Source organism: Microbacterium sp. NPDC057659, from assembly GCF_042799915.1.
Lineage (GTDB): Bacteria > Actinomycetota > Actinomycetes > Actinomycetales > Microbacteriaceae > Microbacterium.
In genome coordinates this window covers 871,103-889,885 of sequence record NZ_JBHVHU010000001.1, presented here as the reverse complement: position 1 = coordinate 889,885, position 18,783 = coordinate 871,103, and the positions used below count along the sequence as shown (strand labels likewise).

Annotated in this window: 18 protein-coding genes; 11 read left to right on the top strand and 7 right to left on the bottom strand. The window is 69.7% G+C overall.

Features of this window, described 5'->3' with window-relative positions:
• Positions 1 to 38 precede the first annotated feature (38 nt).
• Positions 39 to 1,352 (top strand): M50 family metallopeptidase, encoded by a 1,314-nt coding sequence (locus tag ACFVAE_RS04295; protein ID WP_378888267.1) that lies wholly within the window; start codon positions 39 to 41, stop codon positions 1,350 to 1,352.
• Positions 1,353 to 1,447: 95 nt separating this feature from the next.
• Here ACFVAE_RS04295 and ACFVAE_RS04290 read toward each other — a convergent pair whose 3' ends face one another.
• Positions 1,448 to 3,319: an anthranilate synthase family protein gene (locus ACFVAE_RS04290; RefSeq protein ID WP_378888265.1), complete on the bottom strand. Its 1,872-nt coding sequence runs from the start codon at positions 3,317 to 3,319 to the stop codon at positions 1,448 to 1,450.
• A gap of 189 nt (positions 3,320 to 3,508) precedes the next feature.
• On the opposite strand from ACFVAE_RS04290, the gene ispG reads away from it, so the two are divergent.
• Entirely contained in the window at positions 3,509 to 4,660 is a 1,152-nt protein-coding gene (gene ispG / locus ACFVAE_RS04285; protein WP_378888263.1) for a flavodoxin-dependent (E)-4-hydroxy-3-methylbut-2-enyl-diphosphate synthase, read from the top strand.
• A gap of 61 nt (positions 4,661 to 4,721) precedes the next feature.
• Positions 4,722 to 5,573, top strand: coding sequence for a hypothetical protein (locus ACFVAE_RS04280; protein ID WP_378888260.1), 852 nt, complete (start codon positions 4,722 to 4,724; stop codon positions 5,571 to 5,573).
• A gap of 4 nt (positions 5,574 to 5,577) precedes the next feature.
• Here the strand turns inward: ACFVAE_RS04280 and ACFVAE_RS04275 are convergent, their stop codons facing one another.
• Positions 5,578 to 6,921: an erythromycin esterase family protein gene (locus tag ACFVAE_RS04275; protein ID WP_378888257.1), complete on the bottom strand. Its 1,344-nt coding sequence runs from the start codon at positions 6,919 to 6,921 to the stop codon at positions 5,578 to 5,580.
• A 147-nt stretch (positions 6,922 to 7,068) separates the two neighbouring features.
• On the opposite strand from ACFVAE_RS04275, the gene ACFVAE_RS04270 reads away from it, so the two are divergent.
• The 5 genes from ACFVAE_RS04270 to ACFVAE_RS04250 all read left to right on the top strand — a co-directional run bounded on the left by ACFVAE_RS04270 (position 7,069) and on the right by ACFVAE_RS04250 (position 10,318).
• Positions 7,069 to 7,788, top strand: a complete 720-nt coding sequence (locus tag ACFVAE_RS04270; protein ID WP_378888255.1) for a lytic polysaccharide monooxygenase — start codon at positions 7,069 to 7,071, stop codon at positions 7,786 to 7,788.
• An 89-nt stretch (positions 7,789 to 7,877) separates the two neighbouring features.
• On the top strand, positions 7,878 to 8,510 hold the full coding sequence (locus ACFVAE_RS04265) for a YdcF family protein (RefSeq protein ID WP_378888252.1): 633 nt from the start codon (positions 7,878 to 7,880) through the stop codon (positions 8,508 to 8,510).
• Between the two features lies 1 nt (position 8,511).
• Positions 8,512 to 9,486 (top strand): aldo/keto reductase, encoded by a 975-nt coding sequence (locus ACFVAE_RS04260; protein ID WP_378888250.1) that lies wholly within the window; start codon positions 8,512 to 8,514, stop codon positions 9,484 to 9,486.
• Between the two features lie 71 nt (positions 9,487 to 9,557).
• Positions 9,558 to 9,980 (top strand): SRPBCC domain-containing protein, encoded by a 423-nt coding sequence (locus ACFVAE_RS04255; protein ID WP_378888247.1) that lies wholly within the window; start codon positions 9,558 to 9,560, stop codon positions 9,978 to 9,980.
• Positions 9,977 to 10,318: an ArsR/SmtB family transcription factor gene (locus ACFVAE_RS04250; RefSeq protein ID WP_378888244.1), complete on the top strand. Its 342-nt coding sequence runs from the start codon at positions 9,977 to 9,979 to the stop codon at positions 10,316 to 10,318. The genes ACFVAE_RS04255 and ACFVAE_RS04250 overlap by 4 nt, the downstream gene beginning before the upstream one ends.
• A 4-nt stretch (positions 10,319 to 10,322) precedes the next feature.
• On the opposite strand, the gene ACFVAE_RS04245 is transcribed toward ACFVAE_RS04250, so the two are convergent.
• Genes ACFVAE_RS04245 through ACFVAE_RS04230 form a run of 4 tightly spaced genes read right to left on the bottom strand, consistent with a single transcriptional unit; the run spans position 10,323 to position 13,928 of the window.
• Positions 10,323 to 11,135, bottom strand: coding sequence for an ornithine carbamoyltransferase (locus tag ACFVAE_RS04245; protein WP_378888241.1), 813 nt, complete (start codon positions 11,133 to 11,135; stop codon positions 10,323 to 10,325).
• A 26-nt stretch (positions 11,136 to 11,161) separates the two neighbouring features.
• Positions 11,162 to 11,638 (bottom strand): GNAT family N-acetyltransferase, encoded by a 477-nt coding sequence (locus ACFVAE_RS04240; RefSeq protein WP_378888239.1) that lies wholly within the window; start codon positions 11,636 to 11,638, stop codon positions 11,162 to 11,164.
• A gap of 26 nt (positions 11,639 to 11,664) precedes the next feature.
• Positions 11,665 to 12,504 carry a phosphotransferase gene (locus ACFVAE_RS04235; protein ID WP_378888236.1) on the bottom strand — a complete coding sequence of 280 codons (840 nt, stop codon included), beginning with the start codon at positions 12,502 to 12,504 and terminating at the stop codon, positions 11,665 to 11,667.
• The gene (locus ACFVAE_RS04230; RefSeq protein WP_378888234.1) at positions 12,501 to 13,928 is read right to left on the bottom strand and encodes an RNB domain-containing ribonuclease; all 1,428 of its coding nucleotides are present in this window, start codon (positions 13,926 to 13,928) and stop codon (positions 12,501 to 12,503) included. The genes ACFVAE_RS04235 and ACFVAE_RS04230 overlap by 4 nt, the downstream gene beginning before the upstream one ends.
• A 71-nt stretch (positions 13,929 to 13,999) precedes the next feature.
• Between ACFVAE_RS04230 and ACFVAE_RS04225 the strand changes: the two genes are divergently transcribed.
• Both ACFVAE_RS04225 and ACFVAE_RS04220 read left to right on the top strand, forming a co-directional pair.
• Complete coding sequence (locus tag ACFVAE_RS04225) at positions 14,000 to 14,773, top strand: isocitrate lyase/phosphoenolpyruvate mutase family protein (protein WP_378888231.1); 774 nt, start codon at positions 14,000 to 14,002, stop codon at positions 14,771 to 14,773.
• A 41-nt stretch (positions 14,774 to 14,814) separates the two neighbouring features.
• The gene (locus ACFVAE_RS04220; RefSeq protein WP_378888229.1) at positions 14,815 to 16,566 is read left to right on the top strand and encodes a proline--tRNA ligase; all 1,752 of its coding nucleotides are present in this window, start codon (positions 14,815 to 14,817) and stop codon (positions 16,564 to 16,566) included.
• A 144-nt stretch (positions 16,567 to 16,710) separates the two neighbouring features.
• Here the strand turns inward: ACFVAE_RS04220 and ACFVAE_RS04215 are convergent, their stop codons facing one another.
• The gene (locus ACFVAE_RS04215; protein ID WP_378888227.1) at positions 16,711 to 17,616 is read right to left on the bottom strand and encodes a potassium channel family protein; all 906 of its coding nucleotides are present in this window, start codon (positions 17,614 to 17,616) and stop codon (positions 16,711 to 16,713) included.
• Positions 17,617 to 17,748: 132 nt separating this feature from the next.
• Here ACFVAE_RS04215 and ACFVAE_RS04210 point away from each other — a divergent pair, with 132 nt between their 5' ends.
• Positions 17,749 to 18,783, top strand: coding sequence for a TIGR00730 family Rossman fold protein (locus ACFVAE_RS04210; RefSeq protein ID WP_378888225.1), 1,035 nt, complete (start codon positions 17,749 to 17,751; stop codon positions 18,781 to 18,783).

The following is an 18,783-nucleotide window of genomic DNA, read 5'->3' as shown; positions in this document are numbered from 1 at the left end:
CACAGCGGATTCCTCGCCTCGGCCAGTACGGTGATCTGGTGGAAATCCTGCTGTACCTGGGCGGCATCCTGTTCATGCTGATCGGTCTCGCGCTGTCCATCGGACTGCACGAGATCGGGCATCTCGTGCCCGCGAAGCTCTTCGGCGTGCGCGTCGGCCAGTACATGATCGGGTTCGGCCCGCGGCTGTGGTCGAAGCAGATCGGCGAGACCGAGTACGGCGTGAAGGCGCTGCCGCTGGGCGGGTTCATCTCGATGTCGGGCATGTACCCGCCGTCGAAGGAGACCGGCAAGGCCACCGGTCTGTTCTCGAAACTGGTGCAGGACGCCCGTTCCGCCAACGACGAGACGATCGCCGAGGGCGCCGAGGACCGCGTCTTCTACAGGCTGCCGGTCTGGAAGCGCATCATCGTGATGTTCGGCGGCCCGCTGATGAACCTCATCCTCGGCGTGCTGATCTTCACCGTCGTCGCCTCGGGCATCGGCCTGCTGCAGGCCACCACGACCGTGGCATCCGTGAGCGAGTGCGTGGTGCCGGCCGGCTCCAGTCAGACCACCTGCAAGCCGGGCGACCCGACAGCGCCCGCCGCCGAGGCGGGCATCCAGCCCGGCGACGTGCTGGTGAGCGTCGACGGTGAGAAGGTGTCCACCTTCGCCGAGGCATCCGCCATCATCCAGGCCTCGCCGGGCGTCGCGCTGCCCGTCGTCGTCGAGCGCGACGGCACACAGGTCGACACGACCCTCACGCCGGTTCCTGCGCAGCGGCAGGAGGTGGATGCCAAGGGGCAGCCCGTGGTGGATGCGGACGGCAAGCCCGTCATGCACGAGGTCGGCTATGCCGGAATCACCTCGCAGCAGGCGTATGTGCGCCAGCCGATCGGAACCGGAGCGGAGATGACCTGGCAGCAGGTCAGCGGCGTCGCCTCGATGATCGTGACCCTGCCGCAGAAGATGTGGAGCGTCGGCGAGACCGTCTTCGCCGGAGCGCCGCGCGACCCGAACGGGCCGCTCAGCGTCGTCGGCGTCGGACGCCTGGCCGGTGACGTGGCCGTCACCGACAGCCCGATCCTGAACCGCCTGACCACGCTGCTGTATCTGCTCGGCGCGCTGAACATCGCCCTGTTCGTGTTCAACCTCATCCCGCTGCTGCCGCTGGACGGCGGTCACATCGCCGTCGCACTGTGGGAGGGCATCAAGCGCACCTGGGCCAGGCTCACCGGACGCCGGGCGCCGAAGCCGGTGGATGCCACGCGACTGGTGCCGCTCACCGTCGTCGTCGCCGTGGTGATGATCGGCATGGGTGCGCTGCTGATCGTCGCCGATCTGCTCAAGCCGGTGAACCTGCTGGGCTGACGCCCTTCGTCTCGTCGCTGCGCTCCTCGCTCAGGGTCCGGGGTGTTCATCCGGTTCCTGAGCGAGCGCAGCGAGACGAAGTGACGAAGGGCCTTTCAGGCCAGGGCGTGCTCCGCCAGCCGCTGCAGGGTGCGGATGCCGTCGCGCGACAGGATCGACTCCAGGTGGCCCTGGATCGACGCGAAGCGCTCGCCGCGGAGCGCGTAGACGTCTCCGGTGTTCGCATCGGCCGAGACCTCGGCATCCGCCACGGAAGCGGTGCCGGGAGCGACCCGCGCGGTGAACGTGTTGTAGAAGCCGACCGACGCGTCCTCACCGAACACCGGCACCGTCTTCTGCACGCCCTGGTGCGGCGCATCAAGCGGCACGAGGTCGATCCCGAACGAGTCCGCGAGGATCTGGTGGCTGAGGCACACGGCGAGCAGCGGAGCGTCCGCTGCGCGGCGGCGAGTGACGACCTGCCGCATCCGCGCGATGCGCGCTGACGCGGCATCCCGCGGGTCGCCGGGCCCGGGGCCGGCGACGACCAGGTCGGCGGCGTCGATCTCGTCGTCGGTCACGGCGTCCCACGGCACGACGCGGGCGTCGAGACCGAGATGCCGCAACTGGTGGGCGAGCATGGTCGTGAAGCGGTCCTCCGCGTCCACGACCAGGGCGGTCCGGCCGGCGACGGGGCCCGAGGCCGCGGCGTCCTGCGGCTGCAGCCAGAAATCGGCCAGGCGCGCGTTTCGCGAGGCGAGCAGCTCGGAGACCTCGGGGTCATCGGCGAGCGAGGTCGCGGCGTCGGGAGCGTCCGCGTCATCGCGCGCCTCTGCCGCGTGGTCGCGTTCGATCGCGCCGATCGCGCCCAGCACGCCCGCGGCCTTGCCATGCGTCTCGCCGACCTCGCCGTACGGGTCGGAGTGCCGCACCAGGGTGGCGCCCACAGGCACGGACAGGCTCCCATCGCCGACGTAGACGGTGCGGATCAGGATCGGCGCGTCCAGGTCGTGACCGCCGTGCGTGTTCGGGCTGAACAGCGCAGCCACGCCGGAGTAATAGCCGCGCGGAGTCTGCTCGTGCCGGCGGATGACGGCGCAGGCGTTCTGCATCGGCGACCCGGTGACGGTGGGCGCGAACATCGTCTCGCGCAGCACATCGCGCGGGTCGAGCCTGCTCTGCCCTCGGAGCATGTACTCGGTGTGTGTGAGCCGCGACATCTGCTTGAGGTGCGGGCCGGTGATGCGGCCGCCGTCCGAGCAGACCTGGCTCATCATCTTGAGCTCCTCGTCGACGACCATGAACAGCTCCTCGGTCTCCTTCGTGGAGGAGAGGAACTCGGTCAGCGCGGCCTTGGTCGCGCCCCCGGACGGATGCCGGAACGTGCCCGAGATCGGGTTCATCGTGACGATCCCGTCGCGGGCGACGACGTGGGCCTCGGGGCTCGCGCCGACTGCGATGCGGCCGGGAGTGATCACCGCGAAGGTCCAGTACGCACCACGTTCGTGCTCGAGCAAGGCGCGGAACCAGGTCAGCGCGGCGGTGCGGTCGTCGGCGTCGAAGGAAGCCCGGTAATCGCGACGGATCACGAAGTTCGCGCCCTCGCCGCGGCCGATCTCCTCGTCGATGACCTGCTCCACGATCGCCGCGTAGTCCTCGTCGGTGATGTCGAAGGCGCCGTCTCGCAGCGCGATCGGGGCATTCGGCAGCGCCGCGATCAGCTCGGCGGCATCCAGCTCGTCGTGCTCGTCGACGAGGATGCAGCGCAGCGGAGTGCCGTCGTCCTGGGCCTCGAAGCCCCGCTCGCGCACCTGACGGTAGGGGACCAGTGCGAACACCTCGCGGTCCGGTGCGAGCGGGATGTCGGCGAGCAGATCCACGTCGGCGACGGCGCCGGTGAGCAGCTCGACGCCGCCGTCGCGTGCGATGAGCACGAAGGATGCGTCGGGGTCGGCAGTGAGGGCGTGCAGGCGGTCGGCGATGGCCATCGGGTCTCCTGTATCGGGGAATCCGGCGCGGGATGCAAAAAGACCGCCCCGGAAGGCGGTCTGATTCTCGTGGGTACGCGAAACTCCGCCTAGGAGGCGGGCCACCAGGAACGGTTCGCGAACATACCGCGAAGCTACCACACAGCGGGCATCAGGCCTCCGCGTGTGACGCCCGGGTACGCTGGAGGGGTGCCAGCAGTGAACCTGGGGATGCCGCGCGTCCCGGAAGTCCTCGCCCCTCGTCGCAAGTCCCGTCAGATCCGGGTCGGCAAGGTGCTCGTCGGCGGTGACGCCCCCGTCAGCGTGCAGTCGATGACGACCACGAAGACCACCGACATCAACGGCACCCTGCAGCAGATCGCCGAGCTGACGGCATCGGGCTGCGAGATCGTCCGCGTCGCCGTGCCGTCCCAGGACGACGCCGACGTGCTGCACATCATCGCGAAGAAGAGCCAGATCCCGGTCATCGCCGACATCCACTTCCAGCCGAAGTACGTCTTCCAGGCCATCGATGCCGGCTGCGGAGCGGTGCGCGTGAACCCGGGGAACATCCGCAAGTTCGACGACCAGGTCGGGGCGATCGCCAAAGCGGCGAAGGATGCCGGGGTCTCGCTGCGCATCGGCGTCAACGCCGGTTCGCTGGACCGGCGCCTGCTCGAGAAGTACGGCAAGGCCACCCCGGAGGCGCTCGTGGAGAGCGCCGTGTGGGAGGCGTCGCTGTTCGAGGAGCACGACTTCCACGACTTCAAGATCTCCGTCAAGCACAACGACCCCGTCGTCATGGTGAAGGCGTACCGCATGCTCGCCGAGCGCGGCGACTGGCCGCTGCACCTCGGCGTCACCGAGGCCGGGCCTGCCTTCCAGGGCACGATCAAGAGCGCGACGGCGTTCGGCATCCTGCTGGGCGAGGGCATCGGAGACACCATCCGCGTGTCGCTCTCCGCACCGCCGGCCGAGGAGGTCAAGGTCGGGCACCAGATCCTGCAGTCGCTGAATCTGCGCGAGCGCAAGCTCGAGATCGTCTCCTGCCCGTCCTGCGGACGTGCGCAAGTCGACGTCTACACCCTCGCCGACAATGTCACCGAGGGGCTGAAGGACATGACCGTGCCACTGCGCGTCGCCGTCATGGGCTGCGTCGTGAACGGCCCGGGTGAGGCCCGCGAGGCCGACCTCGGCGTGGCATCCGGCAACGGCAAGGGCCAGATCTTCGTCAAGGGCGAGGTCATCAAGACCGTGCCCGAGGAGGACATCGTCGCCACCCTCATCGAGGAGGCGAACCGCATCGCCGCCGAGATGGGCCCGGACGCGCCGCTCGGCACGGCGCAGGTCGTCACCAGCTGAGGATCGGCCGGCGTCACCATCCCGCCGAACCGCTGACCGCTCTTCGCGTAGCGTTGAGGTCATGCATCCGACGCGTGTCTCCTTTCCCGGCAACGTTCTGAGCGGCACCGGGGAGGTGCTCCTCGTCGACTCCGGCTCACGCGTGGTCGTCACAGACGCCACGCCGTTCCACCCGGTCGACCACACCTGGCCCGATCAGCCGGGGGACTCCGGCACGATCACGGTGGACGGCGCGCGTGTCGATGTGGCAGAGGCCGTGATGGCGGCGGTCAGCGACGACGGCGCGCTCGCCGTGGGAACCGACATCCCGGTCAAGCGCGGCGCGGAGGGCTGGACGTGGCTGGTCGGCCACCGCACGGAGGGCGAGATCCCGGCATCCGTCGTGGCAGGGGCGTCGGCTGTGCTCGAGGTCGATGCGGAGCGCCGGGCCGGCCTCAGTCGCGGTCACACCGCATGCCACCTGGCATCCCTTGCCCTCGACCTGGCCCTCGCCGACCTGTGGCGCAAGGACCCGGGCAGCGACGCACTCGGCAACCCGGACTTCGAGGGCCGGGCGAACCAGACCAGCTTCATCCACGCCGATGGCGCGGTCGACGAGTACCGGATCGGCAAGAGCCTGCGCAAGGCGGGCTTCGACTCCGAGACCTTCGCCGCGACGGTGGCGGAGCGCGAGGCGGCGATCAACACCACGCTGGCCGCCTGGGTGGCCTCAGGGGCCCCGAGCCGCATCGTCACCGAGGGCCCGACGATCATCGACATGCGCCGCTGGGAGTGCGAGTTGCCCGAGGGCACCGCGTCGATCCCGTGCGGCGGAACCCACGCCGCCTCGCTCGCGGAGTTCGCCTCGATCACCGTCTCGCTGGATCTGCAGGACCAGCTGCTCACGATGACCACGACGGCCGTCGCCGTCTGACCTGTCAGCTCGTGGCTCGCTCGTCGACGCCGTACTCGTTCAGCCAGGTGTGCCACGGGGACACGGTCTCGACGAACGCGATCGCGTCGAACGCCTCCCGCACGGACAGCGGCTGCAGTACGTCGCCGTTCTGAACACCGGTCATGCGGTCCAGCGCGTGCCCGGCGGCGGGCGTCGCGCGCCGGAGATCAACGATGGCATCGCCGACCCCGGTGTGCGCCAATGCCGCGTCGACGCTGTCCGGCAGCAGCGGGCCGAGCGGCTGCACGAAGGGCCGGGAGTGCCCGGGTGCATCGGCGGGATCCGGCCGGTGCAGCCACGCGTCACCGCCGCCGAACGTCGTGCCGATCGCGACATAGTCCGGCCCGAACCGCTCCGTGAGATGTCCGCCCAGCGTCGTCATGGCGTCCGGCACGTACGGAGGTGCGGAGAACGGCGTGCGCTGCACATGACCGTTCGCAGCCGCGACGAGGATGCGCGGTTGGTCGCGCAGCACCCGCTCGACGGAGTCCGCCATCCACGCATCCCGGATGTTGGCAGGGGACCAGGTGCGAACCGGGCCGCTCGTCATCGCGCGCAGGAAGTCATCGGCGGAGCGCGCGCTCTCCGCGGCGTGGATCGCCTCGTCGACGCGACGGATCGCTGCCCTCCCGCCGCCGAGGCGTGCGATCAGATCGGGCCTCAGCGCCCGCACGCGGGCGGCGAGGTCACCGATGGCAGCCGCGATCTCGTTGCGGCTCTCCGGCGGGAGCGCAAGGTAGGCCCGGATGGCGGGTGCCGCCTGCGCCAGGCCGGAGCGATCGATGGGCAGATAGTCGAACAGCGGGACCACAGCAGCACGGACATGCGCCGCATACGCCGGGTCGGCCTCATCGAGCAGGTCCAGGGCGGCGAGGATTCCGGGGACCGCACTGGCCGAGGAATCCGGTATGTCCATCCCAGCGAACCGTACCGGGATGCCGCGGACGTTCTGCTCCCGCATCCAGGTGACCTGGTCCAGCAGCTCCTCGCAGGCGCCGAACCGGTAGGTGATCCCGCGGTTCAGCACGTCGCGCAGCCCGGGGCCGCCGTCACGCAGCCAGCGATCGACCCTGAGCCCCTCCGGTTGCCCGCTCTCCATCACCAGGGCGGTGAACCCGGCGCGGCGCACGAGGAAGCGGAACAGACGGTGACGCAGGGCGAGGAATTCGTGCACGCGGTGCATCGACTCGCCGATCGCGACGATCCTTGCATCGCCGATGATCTCGAGAAACGGCTCGATGTCGCTGTCGTCGGGATCGTCCGGATCCAGCGTGCGCAGCCGGTGCGCGTCGGTGCGGAGCCAGGAGGCGAGCGGGTCTGCGGTCACAGCTGGATGCTACGCCGTACGTGGTTTCCACATGCCTGCGCCGGAACCGGGCGTGCCGATCCCGATCGCCGCTAGCGTGCTCGGCGACGGCGCTCGGATGCTGCCGGGGCCGCTGGACGGTGAAGGACGACACGGAGGAGACAGGCAATGAGACGGAAATGGATCATCGCGGTGGGCATCGCGATCGGGGCCCTCGTCGCCGGGGCCGCAGCGACGGCAGCCGGTGCACACGGCTGGGTGACGGATCCGCCGAGCCGCCAGGCGCAGTGCGCGGCGGGCGCGACCTCGTTCGACTGCGGATCGATCACGTACGAGCCGCAGAGCGTCGAGGCGCCGAAGGGATCGATGAAGTGCAGCGGCGGCAACGCCGAGTACGCGATCCTCGACGACGCGTCCAAGCCGTGGCCGCGCACGAAGGTCGACTCAACGGCCACGCTCACCTGGAACATCACCGCGCGTCACTCGACGAGCAGCTGGGAGTACTTCGTCGACGGTGTGCCGTTCAAGGTGTTCGACGGGGGGAACAGGCAGCCCGAGGCCACGGTGAAGCACACGCTGTCGAATCTGCCTGCCGGCGACCACACGATCCTCGCGCGCTGGAACGTCGCCGACACCGTGAACGCGTTCTACAACTGCATGGACGTGACCGTGGGCACCGGCGGACCGACGAATCCGGATCCCGATCCGACGCCCACGCCGAACCCGGGCACCTGCACGGCACCGGCGTGGAGCGACTCCGGCATCTACCTCGGCGGCGCTCAGGTGAGCGAGGCCGGTCACACCTGGAAGGCCTCCTGGTGGACGACCGGCGAGAAGCCGGGCACCACGGGCGAGTGGGGCGTGTGGAAGGACCTCGGCGCCTGCTGACCGGCATCCGCTGATTCCGCCCTCCAGGGCCGGGTCCTCGTGACCCGGCCCTGACCCATGCCGCGTCGAAGGGAGTAGCGTCGGTGGACGTGACCGCGAATCGGATGAGCAGGGCATTCCGGGGCGCGGCCGTCGCCGGGGCCACGGCGGTCGCCGCCGTCCTGGTCTGGTCGGAGGTCGTGCACGAGCGCTCCTCCCGCCGCCGGGTGGGCGTCGACGACGGGCATCCGACGCGGCGCGAGGCGATCGTCGTCCTCGGCTACCGCAACCGCGGCACGCGCATCAACGGCGTGAACCGCTATCGAGTGCGCGCCGCGCTGCGTTCGCCGTCGCCGGATGCCGCTGAATCGGTGCTCGTCCTCTGCGGCGGCGCCGTGGGCGGCGAGATCCCCGAGGCCGAGCTGCTCGCCGGGTATGCGCGGCGACGCGGATACACCGGTCCGATCCGGCTCGACACGCTGAGCAGTACGACGCACGAGAACGTGCAGAACGCGATCGTGCTGATCGAGGACGCCGACGTGATCAGGATCGTGTCGAACTCCCCGCATGCGGAGCTCGCGCGGGCCTACCTCTGGGACCTGCGGCCCGATCTGGCCCGGCGCCTGCGACGGGCGCGGGAGCAGCGGATCGGCGAGGTCCTGTACATGAAGCCGTACTCGGCTGTTCGCGGGATCCGCGCGCTGGCCGAGCATGACCGCATCACCGACAGCGAAGGAGCATGACATGCAGAAGCGAACCCTCGGCCAGGGACTCGACGTCTCGGCCATCGGCCTTGGATGCATGGGGATGTCCCAGACCTACGGGCCCAACCCGGGCAGTCGCGACGACATGATCGGCGTGCTGCGCGGCGCGGTCGACCTCGGCGTGACGCTCTTCGACACCGCCGAGGTGTACGGGCCCTACGTGAACGAGGAACTGGTCGGAGAGGCGCTCGCGCCCGTGCGGGACCAGGTCGTCATCGCGACGAAGTTCGGCTTCCGCATCGGCGAGCACGGACTGGACAGTCGGCCGGAGCACATCAGGGAGGTCGTGGATGCCTCGCTGCGGCGACTCGGCACCGATGTGATCGACCTGCTGTACCAGCACCGCGTCGACCCGGCCGTGCCCATCGAGGAAGTCGCCGGCACGGTCTCCGCACTCATCGCGGAGGGCAAGGTGCGCCATTTCGGACTGTCCGAGGCGTCCGCGGCGACGATCCGTCGCGCTCATGCCGTGCAGCCGGTGACGGCGGTGCAGAGCGAGTACTCGCTGTGGACCCGCGACCCGGAGGCGGAGGTGCTGCCGGTGCTCGGTGAACTCGGCATCGGCTTCGTGCCGTTCAGCCCGCTCGGCCGCGGCTTCCTCACGGGGGCGATCGACACCGCGACGGCGTTCGCATCCGATGACATGCGCAACGGGCTGCCGCGGTTCACCGAGGAGAACCGCGCGGCGAACGCCGCGCTGATCGCGCACGTCACCGCGCTCGCCGCAGCGAAGGATGCCACGCCGGGACAGATCGCGCTGGCCTGGCTGCTCGCGCAGCAGCCGTGGATCGTGCCGATCCCCGGCACCCGGCGGATCTCCCGTATCGAGGAGAACCTGGCGGCCGTGGATCTGGTGCTGACGCCCGCTGAACTCGCCGAGCTCGACGCCCTCGCCGACAGCGTGCAGGGGGACCGGTACAGTGCCGCGCAGTTCGCACAGGTGGATCGGGGTTGACGCCGGCGTCGGCCGGACCTAATCTCTTACCGATCAGTAAAGTTTACTGATTGGTAATACAGGAGGTCATCATGCCCGACGTGTCGCATTCCCTCGAGATCGCTGCTCGCCCCAGCGCCGTGTGGCGGTGGTTGGAGACCCAGGAGGGCCTGCGCCGCTGGATCGGCGCGGACCTGGAGATCGACCTGGCCGTCGGCGGCTCCTACCGGATGACCGGACCGGACGACACGGCCATCAGTGGCCGCGTGCTCGAACTCGTGCCGGAAGGGCGACTGGTGCTGTCCTGGCTGGAAGAGGATGCCGGGTGGGAGCATCCCGGCCGGCTCGTCATCGAACTGCGGCCGACCGAGGCGGGTACCGCGGCCGCTCTCGTGCACGACGGTTTCGCCGGCATCGGCAAGGAGGACTGGCGCGGCACCCGAGACGCGTACCAGCGCGGCATCGCGAAGCACCGGATCCTGGAGCAGCTCGCCGCGCTCGTGGAGGACGAATGACCGATCCTTCGGATGCCGCGTTCCGGGCACTCGCCGATCCGACGCGCCGGCGCATCCTCGACCTGCTCGCCGACCGTGGTGTGTGCACGGTCGGTGAGCTCGCCGAGGAGTTCCCGGAGCTGGTGGCATCAGGTATCTCGAAGCACTTGATGGCGCTGCGCGCCGCGGGACTCGTCGTGTCGGAGCGTGAGGGGCGCAACCAGCGGTACCGGATCGACGCTGACGCGTTCCAGGCGACACTCGGCCCGTGGATGCGGCGCTACGAGAGCTACCTCGCCGCCTCGCTGCACACGTTGAAGGCCCTCGTCGAATCGGGGGAGGAACCCCCGGCATCCTGAGCGGTCAGGCGAGGCAGGTCGAGATGACTGCCTGCTGCACGGGCAGAAGCGTCCTCTTGAAGCTGTGCCCGGCGAAGGCCGAATGCAGGAATGTGGCCTTGGTCGCCTCTCGACCCGCGACGTGCGGGGGACAGGGGATGAACTGCGCGCCCGCCGGAGCCGAGTCGAGTAGGTCGGCGGTGATGCGGAACGGCGCGAGTGCCTCGGCGTGCTGCCCCGGACCATCTGTGATGATCACGTCGGCCCTCGCGATTGCGCCGGCGAGATCCTCGGTGTGCGCTGTCCCGGGCGTCGCGATCGCGGTCGGGCAGCACTGGACCAGGTCGAGATCGAGAACGCCGGCGATCTCCCGCCAGGCACGGGCGATGTTGCCGTCGGCGCCGACGAACAGGAAGCGCAGGCTCTGCGGGTCGCGCGTGCGGCCGAGGGCGTAGACGTCGCCGAGCACTTCGCACGGATGGCTGAGCTCGGTCATCGCGTTGACGACGGGAATCGGACTCGATGCGGCGAGCTCTTCGATGATCTGCATCCGGTGCCGCACGACCAGCACGTCCGCCCACGACGCGAGATAACCGGCGACGTCGGCGAGTGCTTCGGGCTTCTCGAGAGAATCAGGCGGGAACACGATCGGCTGCAGGCCCATCAGTTGCGCGCCCCGCTCGAACGAGGCTCGGGTGCGCAGGCTGCTGCTCGGGAAGAACATCACGGCGCAGCCCTCGCGGCGTGGCCCGGCGCCTCGTTCGTACTCGTCGGCGAGGGCGAACACACGCTCGACGTCGGCGCGGTCCCAGTCGGAGAGGCGGATCAGGTGGCGCATCCGGCCATGCTATCCAGCCCTCACGATCAGCCGAGCGGCTTCATCATGCGGAAGTTCGTGAGTTCGACGCCGTCGATCACCGGATGCTGCTCGGCCTCGACCGAGAAGCCCACGTGCTCGAAGAACGGACGGGCTGTGACGCTCACGTTCGCCGAGAGGACGGGCGTTCCGGCGGTCCTGGCGCGACTCTCCAGCTCGGTCAGCAGTGCGCGGGCCACGCCACGGCGGGTGAAGTCGGGGGAGACGAACATCATGTCGATGTCCCCCTCCGCGCTGACGTCCGAGAACCCCGCGACTCGACCGTCGATGACGGCGACGATGCCGGCGAGCCGCTGCATCGCCGCGCTCCACTCCTCGATGCTGCGCTTCTCCGGTCGCGCCCACGCGGCGATCTGCTCCGGCGAGTAGTCGGCCGCAGCTGTGACCGTGACGGCGTCGAGGAACACCTGCAGGGTCGCCGCCGCGTCGCTGTCGCGACAGTCGCGGATCTGGATGCCGGGCATCCGGCCAGCGTAGCGGCGGTGCCTGCTCAGAAGGCGGCGAGCGCCTCGGCCAGCATCCGGTGCCCCTGGTTCTCGAACCGCTCATCGCCGACCTTGTACGCCCAGCACGCGGTGCCGATCGCTTCGCGGAGCGCTTCCAGACGCCACAGCTCCGGATCGCGCGGATCCGGACCGTAGCCCTCGAAGAACGCCGCCTCGAACTCCGGATTCTCGCGCCACTGCTGTGCCGCGAGGCGGGTGAGATCGGTGGATGCCGGACGGAAGGCGAAGCGCCCGAAGTCGATCGCCCGCACGGTGCCGCGGTCGTCGAGCCAGTTGCGGGGATGCCAGTCACCATGGGTCGGGACCAGGCGAACAGCCGGCGTCGGAGCGGAGGACAGGATGTCGCGGGCCCGCTCAGCGGCCGTGGCATCCAGCCGATGCGGCTGGTCGAGCCAGTGCAGGGCGCGAGCGGTCGCGCGCGCCTCGTATCCGGCATCCGCCCGTGTCGCGAGCCGGTGCAGCCGGCCCAGCAACTCACCGGCCTGCCGGTACGTGTCCGGCTCGTGCTCGGCGTTCGTGCCGAGCACCAGCGCGCCGGGCAGGTACTCGAGCAGGATGATGCGGGCGGTGGCACCCGCGTCGATCAGGCGCGCGGCCTGCCCGGTGAGCGCGAGTGGTTCGACGTAGGCGGGGTGTGCGGCGATTTCGCGTGGCAGGTGGGTGTCGTCAGGACCGGCGGCCTTGACGACGAAGTCCGTGCCGCCTGCGCGGACGTGCAGCACTGTCGTGTCGACGAGGTTCCAGGACATGTCCTGGACGAACTCCGCACCCGGCAGTCGGTCGTCGATCCAGGCGCGCTGCGCGGCATCCAGTCGATCGTTCACCGGTCTCCCGTGGCGGAGAGCGTGACCGTGCCCGTCCGGACGTCCGCCGCGTCGAGACGCACGCGCACGACATCCCCTGGCTTCGCGCCGGACGGGATCGGGGCGCGCGCGGTCACGGCGGGGTCGGCGATCTGCACGGTCGCCTTCCCCTCGCCGTTCGCGGGGCGAAGGACGGTCGCGCTGAACACCGTGCCGACGAGCGGGGCGAGCAGCGCCGCCTCGACGTGATCGATGGTCTGCGCATTCAGCTGCGACGCCCGAGCAGAGGACTCCTGCATCCGCTTCGGCAGCTCCGCCAGCCCCTCGCGAGCCCAGTCGGGAACGCTCCCGCCCTGCGAGAGCGCCAGGCAGATCGCGAGCGACCAGCGGTCGACGAGCCGGCGCAGCGGTGCAGTGGCGTGCGCGTACGGAGCGCCGATCGCCGCCTGCATCCGCTCCTCCGGCGGTGCGCCGTCGAAGACGACGTAGCCGGCGCCGCGGAACAGCGCGCTCGCAGCCTCGAGGATGGGCAGGGTCAGCGGATCCGCGCGGTCGAGCCCCCGTAGGTAGTCGCCGTACCGACCGTCGGTCCACGGCCGGCCCAGCGCCTTCGTCTGCACCCGGAAGGCCTCGAAAGCTGCATCATCGGGCTGCGGCATCGTGCGCAGCACGCCGATGCCACCATCGAGCATGATCGTCGCCGCGGCCATGCCCGTCATCAGCGACAGCTGGGCATTCCAGTCCTCGATCGGCAGCGGACGCCGCATCTCGATGTCGTATCTGCCAGGGCCGGTGTGCACGACCTCGGCGTCCGGCAGATTCAGGCTGGCGCCGCCGCGCGCCGCCTCCTGCTCGAGTCGCAGCCTGCCGATCTCGGGCAGCAGCGCGGCGGGGGAGTCCTCGCCGCGGTCCAGCGCCTTCTGGGTGCTCACGTAGTCCAGCTGGGCACGCGAGCGGATCAGTGCCCGCTGCAGCGTCGTCTCCGTCACGACGCCGTCGGCATCCAGCGCGAACGTCCACACCAGCGCCGGGCGCTCCTGATCGGGCAGCAGCGAGGCGCTGCCCTCGCTGAGCACCGACGGATGCAGCGGGATCGAGCCGTCAGCGGCATAGAGGGTCTGCCCGCGTTCGCGTGCTGCGGCATCCAGCGCACCGCCCGGAGTGATGAAACCGGGCACGTCGGCGATCGCGTACCGCACCGTGTAGCCCTTGCCGCTGCGCTCGAGCTGGAACGCCTGGTCGAGGTCCTTCGACCCCGCAGGATCCAGCGTCGCGAACGGGACCTCGCGCAGATCGACATCGGGCACAGGCGCTGTGGCCTTCTCAGCCTCCGTGACCGCCTCGGGCGGGAACGGGACGTCGAAGGGCGCACGCACCGCGGCCAGGGCCTCGGCCAGGGCGCTCTGCGCGGCGGAATCTGCGATGTGCGATCGGCGCTGAGGCATGGCGTCAGCCTATTCCGCCTTCTTCGGACACATCGGCCCACAGCGCCCGCCACCGGGTTAGCGTGGCTGACATGACCACCACTGCTGACAAGGCCCAGTCGCTCGCCGCTCTCTACGACGCACCCGAGATCCTTCGGGTCGTGAACATCTGGGACGTGGTCTCGGCTCAGGCCATCGCGGCCCTTCCCGAGACCCGCGCGCTCGCCACCGCCGGGCACTCCATCGCCGCGACCTTCGGCTACGCCGACGGTCAGATCCCGCGCGAGATCATGATCGACTTCGTCGGTCGCATCGCGGCCGCCGTGGAACTGCCCGTGTCCGCCGACCTCGACGACGGCTACGGAGATGCCGGCGAGACCACGCGGCTCGCCATCGGCGCGGGCGTCGTCGGCGCGAACATCGAGGACCGCCTGAAGCCGCTGTCCGAGTCGGTGGCGCAGGTCGAGGCGATCGTGAGAGCCGGTGAGGCGGAGGGCGTGCCCTTCGTGCTGAACGCCCGCACCGACGCGATCGTGCGCGGCGGCGACAAGCCGCTCGCCGACAAGCTCGCCGATGCCGTGGAGCGCGGCCGCGCCTACCTGGATGCCGGCGCGAAGGCCGTCTTCGTGCCCGGTATCCTCGATGCGGATGCCACCCGCACGCTCGTCGACGGGATCGGCGTCGGAAAGGTCAGCGTGATCGGGCTGCCCGGCGCGCTCACCGCGGCGGAGTACCAGGCGCTCGGCGTCGCCCGCATCTCGTACGGTCCCGTGCCGCAGCGTGTCGCGCTGACCGCGCTGCAGGACGTCGCGACCAGCCTCTACGCGAACGGCGTGATCCCCGAGGGCACCCGCGCGCTGAACTGACGATGGTGAAGGGGACGGGCGGCCACCCGTAGAATCGTCCCGTGGTCACCCGTCTCTCTCATCTCTTCGTCCGTACGCTCCGTGAAGACCCGGCAGGCGCCGAGGTCGCGAGCCACAAGCTGCTGATCCGTGCCGGGTACATCCGACCGCAGGCCGCCGGCATCTTCGCCTGGCTCCCGCTGGGCCTGCGTGTGAAGGCGAAGATCGAGAAGATCGTGCGCGAGGAGATGGAGGCCGCCGGCGCTCAGGAGGTGCACTTCCCGGCTCTCATGCCGCGCGAGGCATACGAGGCGACCGGCCGCTGGGAGGAGTACGGCGACCTGCTGTTCCGTCTGCAGGACCGCAAGGGCGGCGACTACCTGCTCGCCCCGACGCACGAAGAGGCGTTCACGCTGCTTGTGAAGGACCTGTACTCGTCGTACAAGGATCTGCCCCTGTCGATCTACCAGATCCAGGACAAGTACCGCGACGAGGCGCGTCCGCGCGCAGGTCTGCTGCGCGGCCGCGAGTTCACCATGAAGGACGCGTACTCCTTCGACTACACGGATGCCGGGCTCGACGCGAGCTACCAGGCGCAGCGCGACGCCTACGAGCGCATCTTCCAGCGCCTCGGCATGGAGTACGTCATCGTTCAGGCGGATGCCGGCGCGATGGGCGGCTCGCGCAGCGAGGAGTTCCTGCACCCGACCCCGATCGGTGAGGACACGTTCGTGCGCTCCGCCGGCGGTTACGCCGCCAATGTCGAGGCATACACCACGCCGGCGATCGCCCCTGTCGCCTTCGATGCGGATGCCGCACCGGTGATCTTCGATTCGCCGGACACCCCGACGATCGACACGCTCGTCGCGCACAGCAACGCCGTGCTCGACGGCGAGTACACCGCAGCCGACACCCTGAAGAACGTGGTGCTCGCACTGACCCACCTCGACGGATCCCGCGAGCTCGTCGTCGTCGGCGTGCCCGGCGACCGGGAGGTCGACGAGAAGCGGGCAGAGGTCGCCTTCGCGCCTGCCGAGGTCGAGCCGGCCAGCGACGCGGACTTCGAGAAGAACCCGCTGCTCGTGCGCGGCTACATCGGCCCGTGGAGTGAGACCGGCGCCGTGCTGGGCGAGGAGTCGGCCACCGGCATCCGCTACCTCGTCGACCCGCGGGTGGCCGAGGGCACCAGCTGGATCACCGGTGCGAACATCGACCAGAAGCACGCGCACAGCGTGACCGCGGGCCGCGACTTCGCCGCGGACGGCTTCGTCGAGGTCGCCAGTGTGCGCGATGGCGATCAGGCTCCCGACGGCTCCGGCCCGGTGACCATCGCCCGCGGCATGGAGATCGGTCACGTGTTCCAGCTCGGGCGCAAGTACGCCGAGGCGCTCGGGCTCAAGGTGCTCGACGAGAACGGCAAGCTGACCACCGTGACGATGGGCTCCTACGGCATCGGCGTCACGCGCATCCTGGCTGCGATCGCCGAACTGAACAGCGACGACAAGGGTCTGATCTGGCCCGAGACGATCGCGCCGTTCGACGTGCACGTGATCGCCACGGGCAAGGACCAGGTCGCCTTCGAGCTGGCCGCTCAGCTGTCCGCCGACATCGAGGCCACCCGTCGCGACGTCCTCTTCGACGACCGTCCGAAGGTCTCGCCCGGGGTGAAGTTCGGTGACGCCGAGCTGCTCGGGGTGCCGACCATCGTGATCGTGGGGCGCGGTGCGGCCGACGGTCAGGTCGAGCTCTGGGATCGCCGCTCCGGCGAGCGCGAGACCGTCCAGGCATCCGAGCTGGTCGCCCGTCTGGGCTGATTCCCGCTTGGCCCGTGCGCTTCGCGAGCGCGCCCGACTTCGGATGCCACGGCTGAAACGCCGTGGCATCCGGCGTTTCAGCGGTGTGTCGCGTACGCGATCCGAAGTCGGGGAAGGCGTGATGGCTCCGGGCGGAGTCAGGGATCAGTGCTCCGCGAGCAGGTCGCGGATCTCGGCCTGCATCCGCTCGGACTGAGCGAGCAGCGCGCGCAGGCGCTCCTCGCGCCCGGCGGCGTCGGCCTTCGCCGACGCGCCCGCGGCGACCGCTCCGGATGCCGCACCGCCGGCCACCCCCGCGGATGCCGCCTTCGCGGTGTCAGCTGTGACCGGGGCATCCGCATCGACCGTGCGATCCGCGGCCGGGGCATCTGCTGCGGTGGGTGCGTCCTTGGACGGCCCGAGGAACATGTTCGCCAGATAACCGGTGAAGGTTCCGAAGATGCCGACGCCCACGATGATGATGAGTACGCCGAGCACGCGTCCGGCGTTGGTCACCGGATACTGGTCGCCGTAGCCGACCGTCGAGATCGTGACGACCGTGTACCAGAGCGCGTCCGACGCAGAGGTGATGTTCGCACCCTTGGCGTGCTCCTCGATGGCGAGGATCGAGAGGCTGCCGAACTGCAGCACCAGGATGCCCAGCAGCAGCAACGTCATCAGGGTGCTGTTCGCTCGGTCGTGCACGAGCGTGGAGACGATCTGGCGGACGCCGAGCGCCTTCAGGAGCCGGAACACGCGCAGCAGCCGGAACACGCGCAGGACCTTGAACTGGGGGAACGGCAGGCTCGCCAGCAGATCGGCCCACCCGAAGCCGCGGAAGAAGTACTTCCATGGTGTGTCGGATGTGGCGATCCGGTACAGGAAGTCGATCAGGAAGATCACGCTGAACAGCGCGTTCATCACGGACAGCACCAGCTGCATCGCGCCGTCGCCGGCGAACACGTAGACCAGCACGAGGTTCGCGATCGACAGCAGCGACAGGATGCCGATGAAGATCTCGTACGCGGTGTTCTTCAGCTCGCTGTGACGCGCCCGCTTCGTCCTGGCCATCAGGGGTTCTCCTCCCGGCGCGCTGTGCAGCGCGGCAGCACTCATCTTCCGGCACGGGCGCCCCCGCGGCGGCCCCGACTCGCCCGGCGAGGGCGACGAGCTCGGCGCTGTCCCGCGTGACAGGCTGGAGACATGACCGATGTGCCTTCATCCGACGACCTCCGCGCCCGACTCACGGCGCTGCTCGACGAGGAGGGCGTCACTGCCAACAGGGCCCTCGTCATGCGCATCCTGCAGTCCGCTGTCGCTCTGGGGCAGGATCGCACCGACCGTCTCGACCTGAAGATCGCCTCGGCGGCGATCAGCGAGATGCGAGATGCGTTCCGCCTGTTCCAGCCGCTCAGCGGCGTGCCCAAGGCGACGATCTTCGGCTCGGCGCGCACCACTGAGGCCGACCCGCTCTACGGTCAGGCGCACGACGTGGCCGCTCTGCTCTCGAAGGACGGCTGGATGGTCGTCACCGGTGCCGGTCCCGGCATCATGCAGGCCGCCGCGGAGGGAGCGGGACGGGCGATGTCGATCGGCGTCTCGATCAGGTTGCCCTTCGAGGAGAAGGCGAACGCGGTCGTCGCCGAGGACTCGAATCTCGTCTCGATGAAGTACTTCTTCACGCGAAAGCTGATGCTCATCAAGGAGTCGCGCGGATTCGTCTGCCTCCCCGGCGGGTTCGGCACGATGGACGAGATGTTCGAGCTGCTCACCCTTCAGCAGACCGGCAAAGCCGAGCCGGTGCCGATCGTGCTTCTGGACGAGCCGGGCGGCACCTTCTGGCACGGGCTGAAGGCCTTCGTCGACGGCAGCCTCGCGGCAGGCGGATACATCGCCGGCGACGATCTGGAGCGGGTGCTCATCACCGACTCCGTCGAGGCGGCCTCCCGCGAGATCATCGGCTTCTGGCACAACTACGACTCGCTGCGCTGGGTGGGCGACCAGCTGGTTCTGCGCCTGCGCAACGAGCCGACCGACGCGGAGATCGAGTCTCTGAACGAGCGGTTCGGCGACCTGCTGCTGCGCGGCAGCATCGAGCGCACCGAGCCGCTCGCGCCTGAGCGCGCCGATCACGACGCGGTCGACCTGCCGCGGCTCGTTCTGGTGCTCAACCAGTTCAGGGTGGGGTCGCTGCACCGGCTGATCCGCGCGATCAACGCGTTGCCGTCGGCGGGCTGA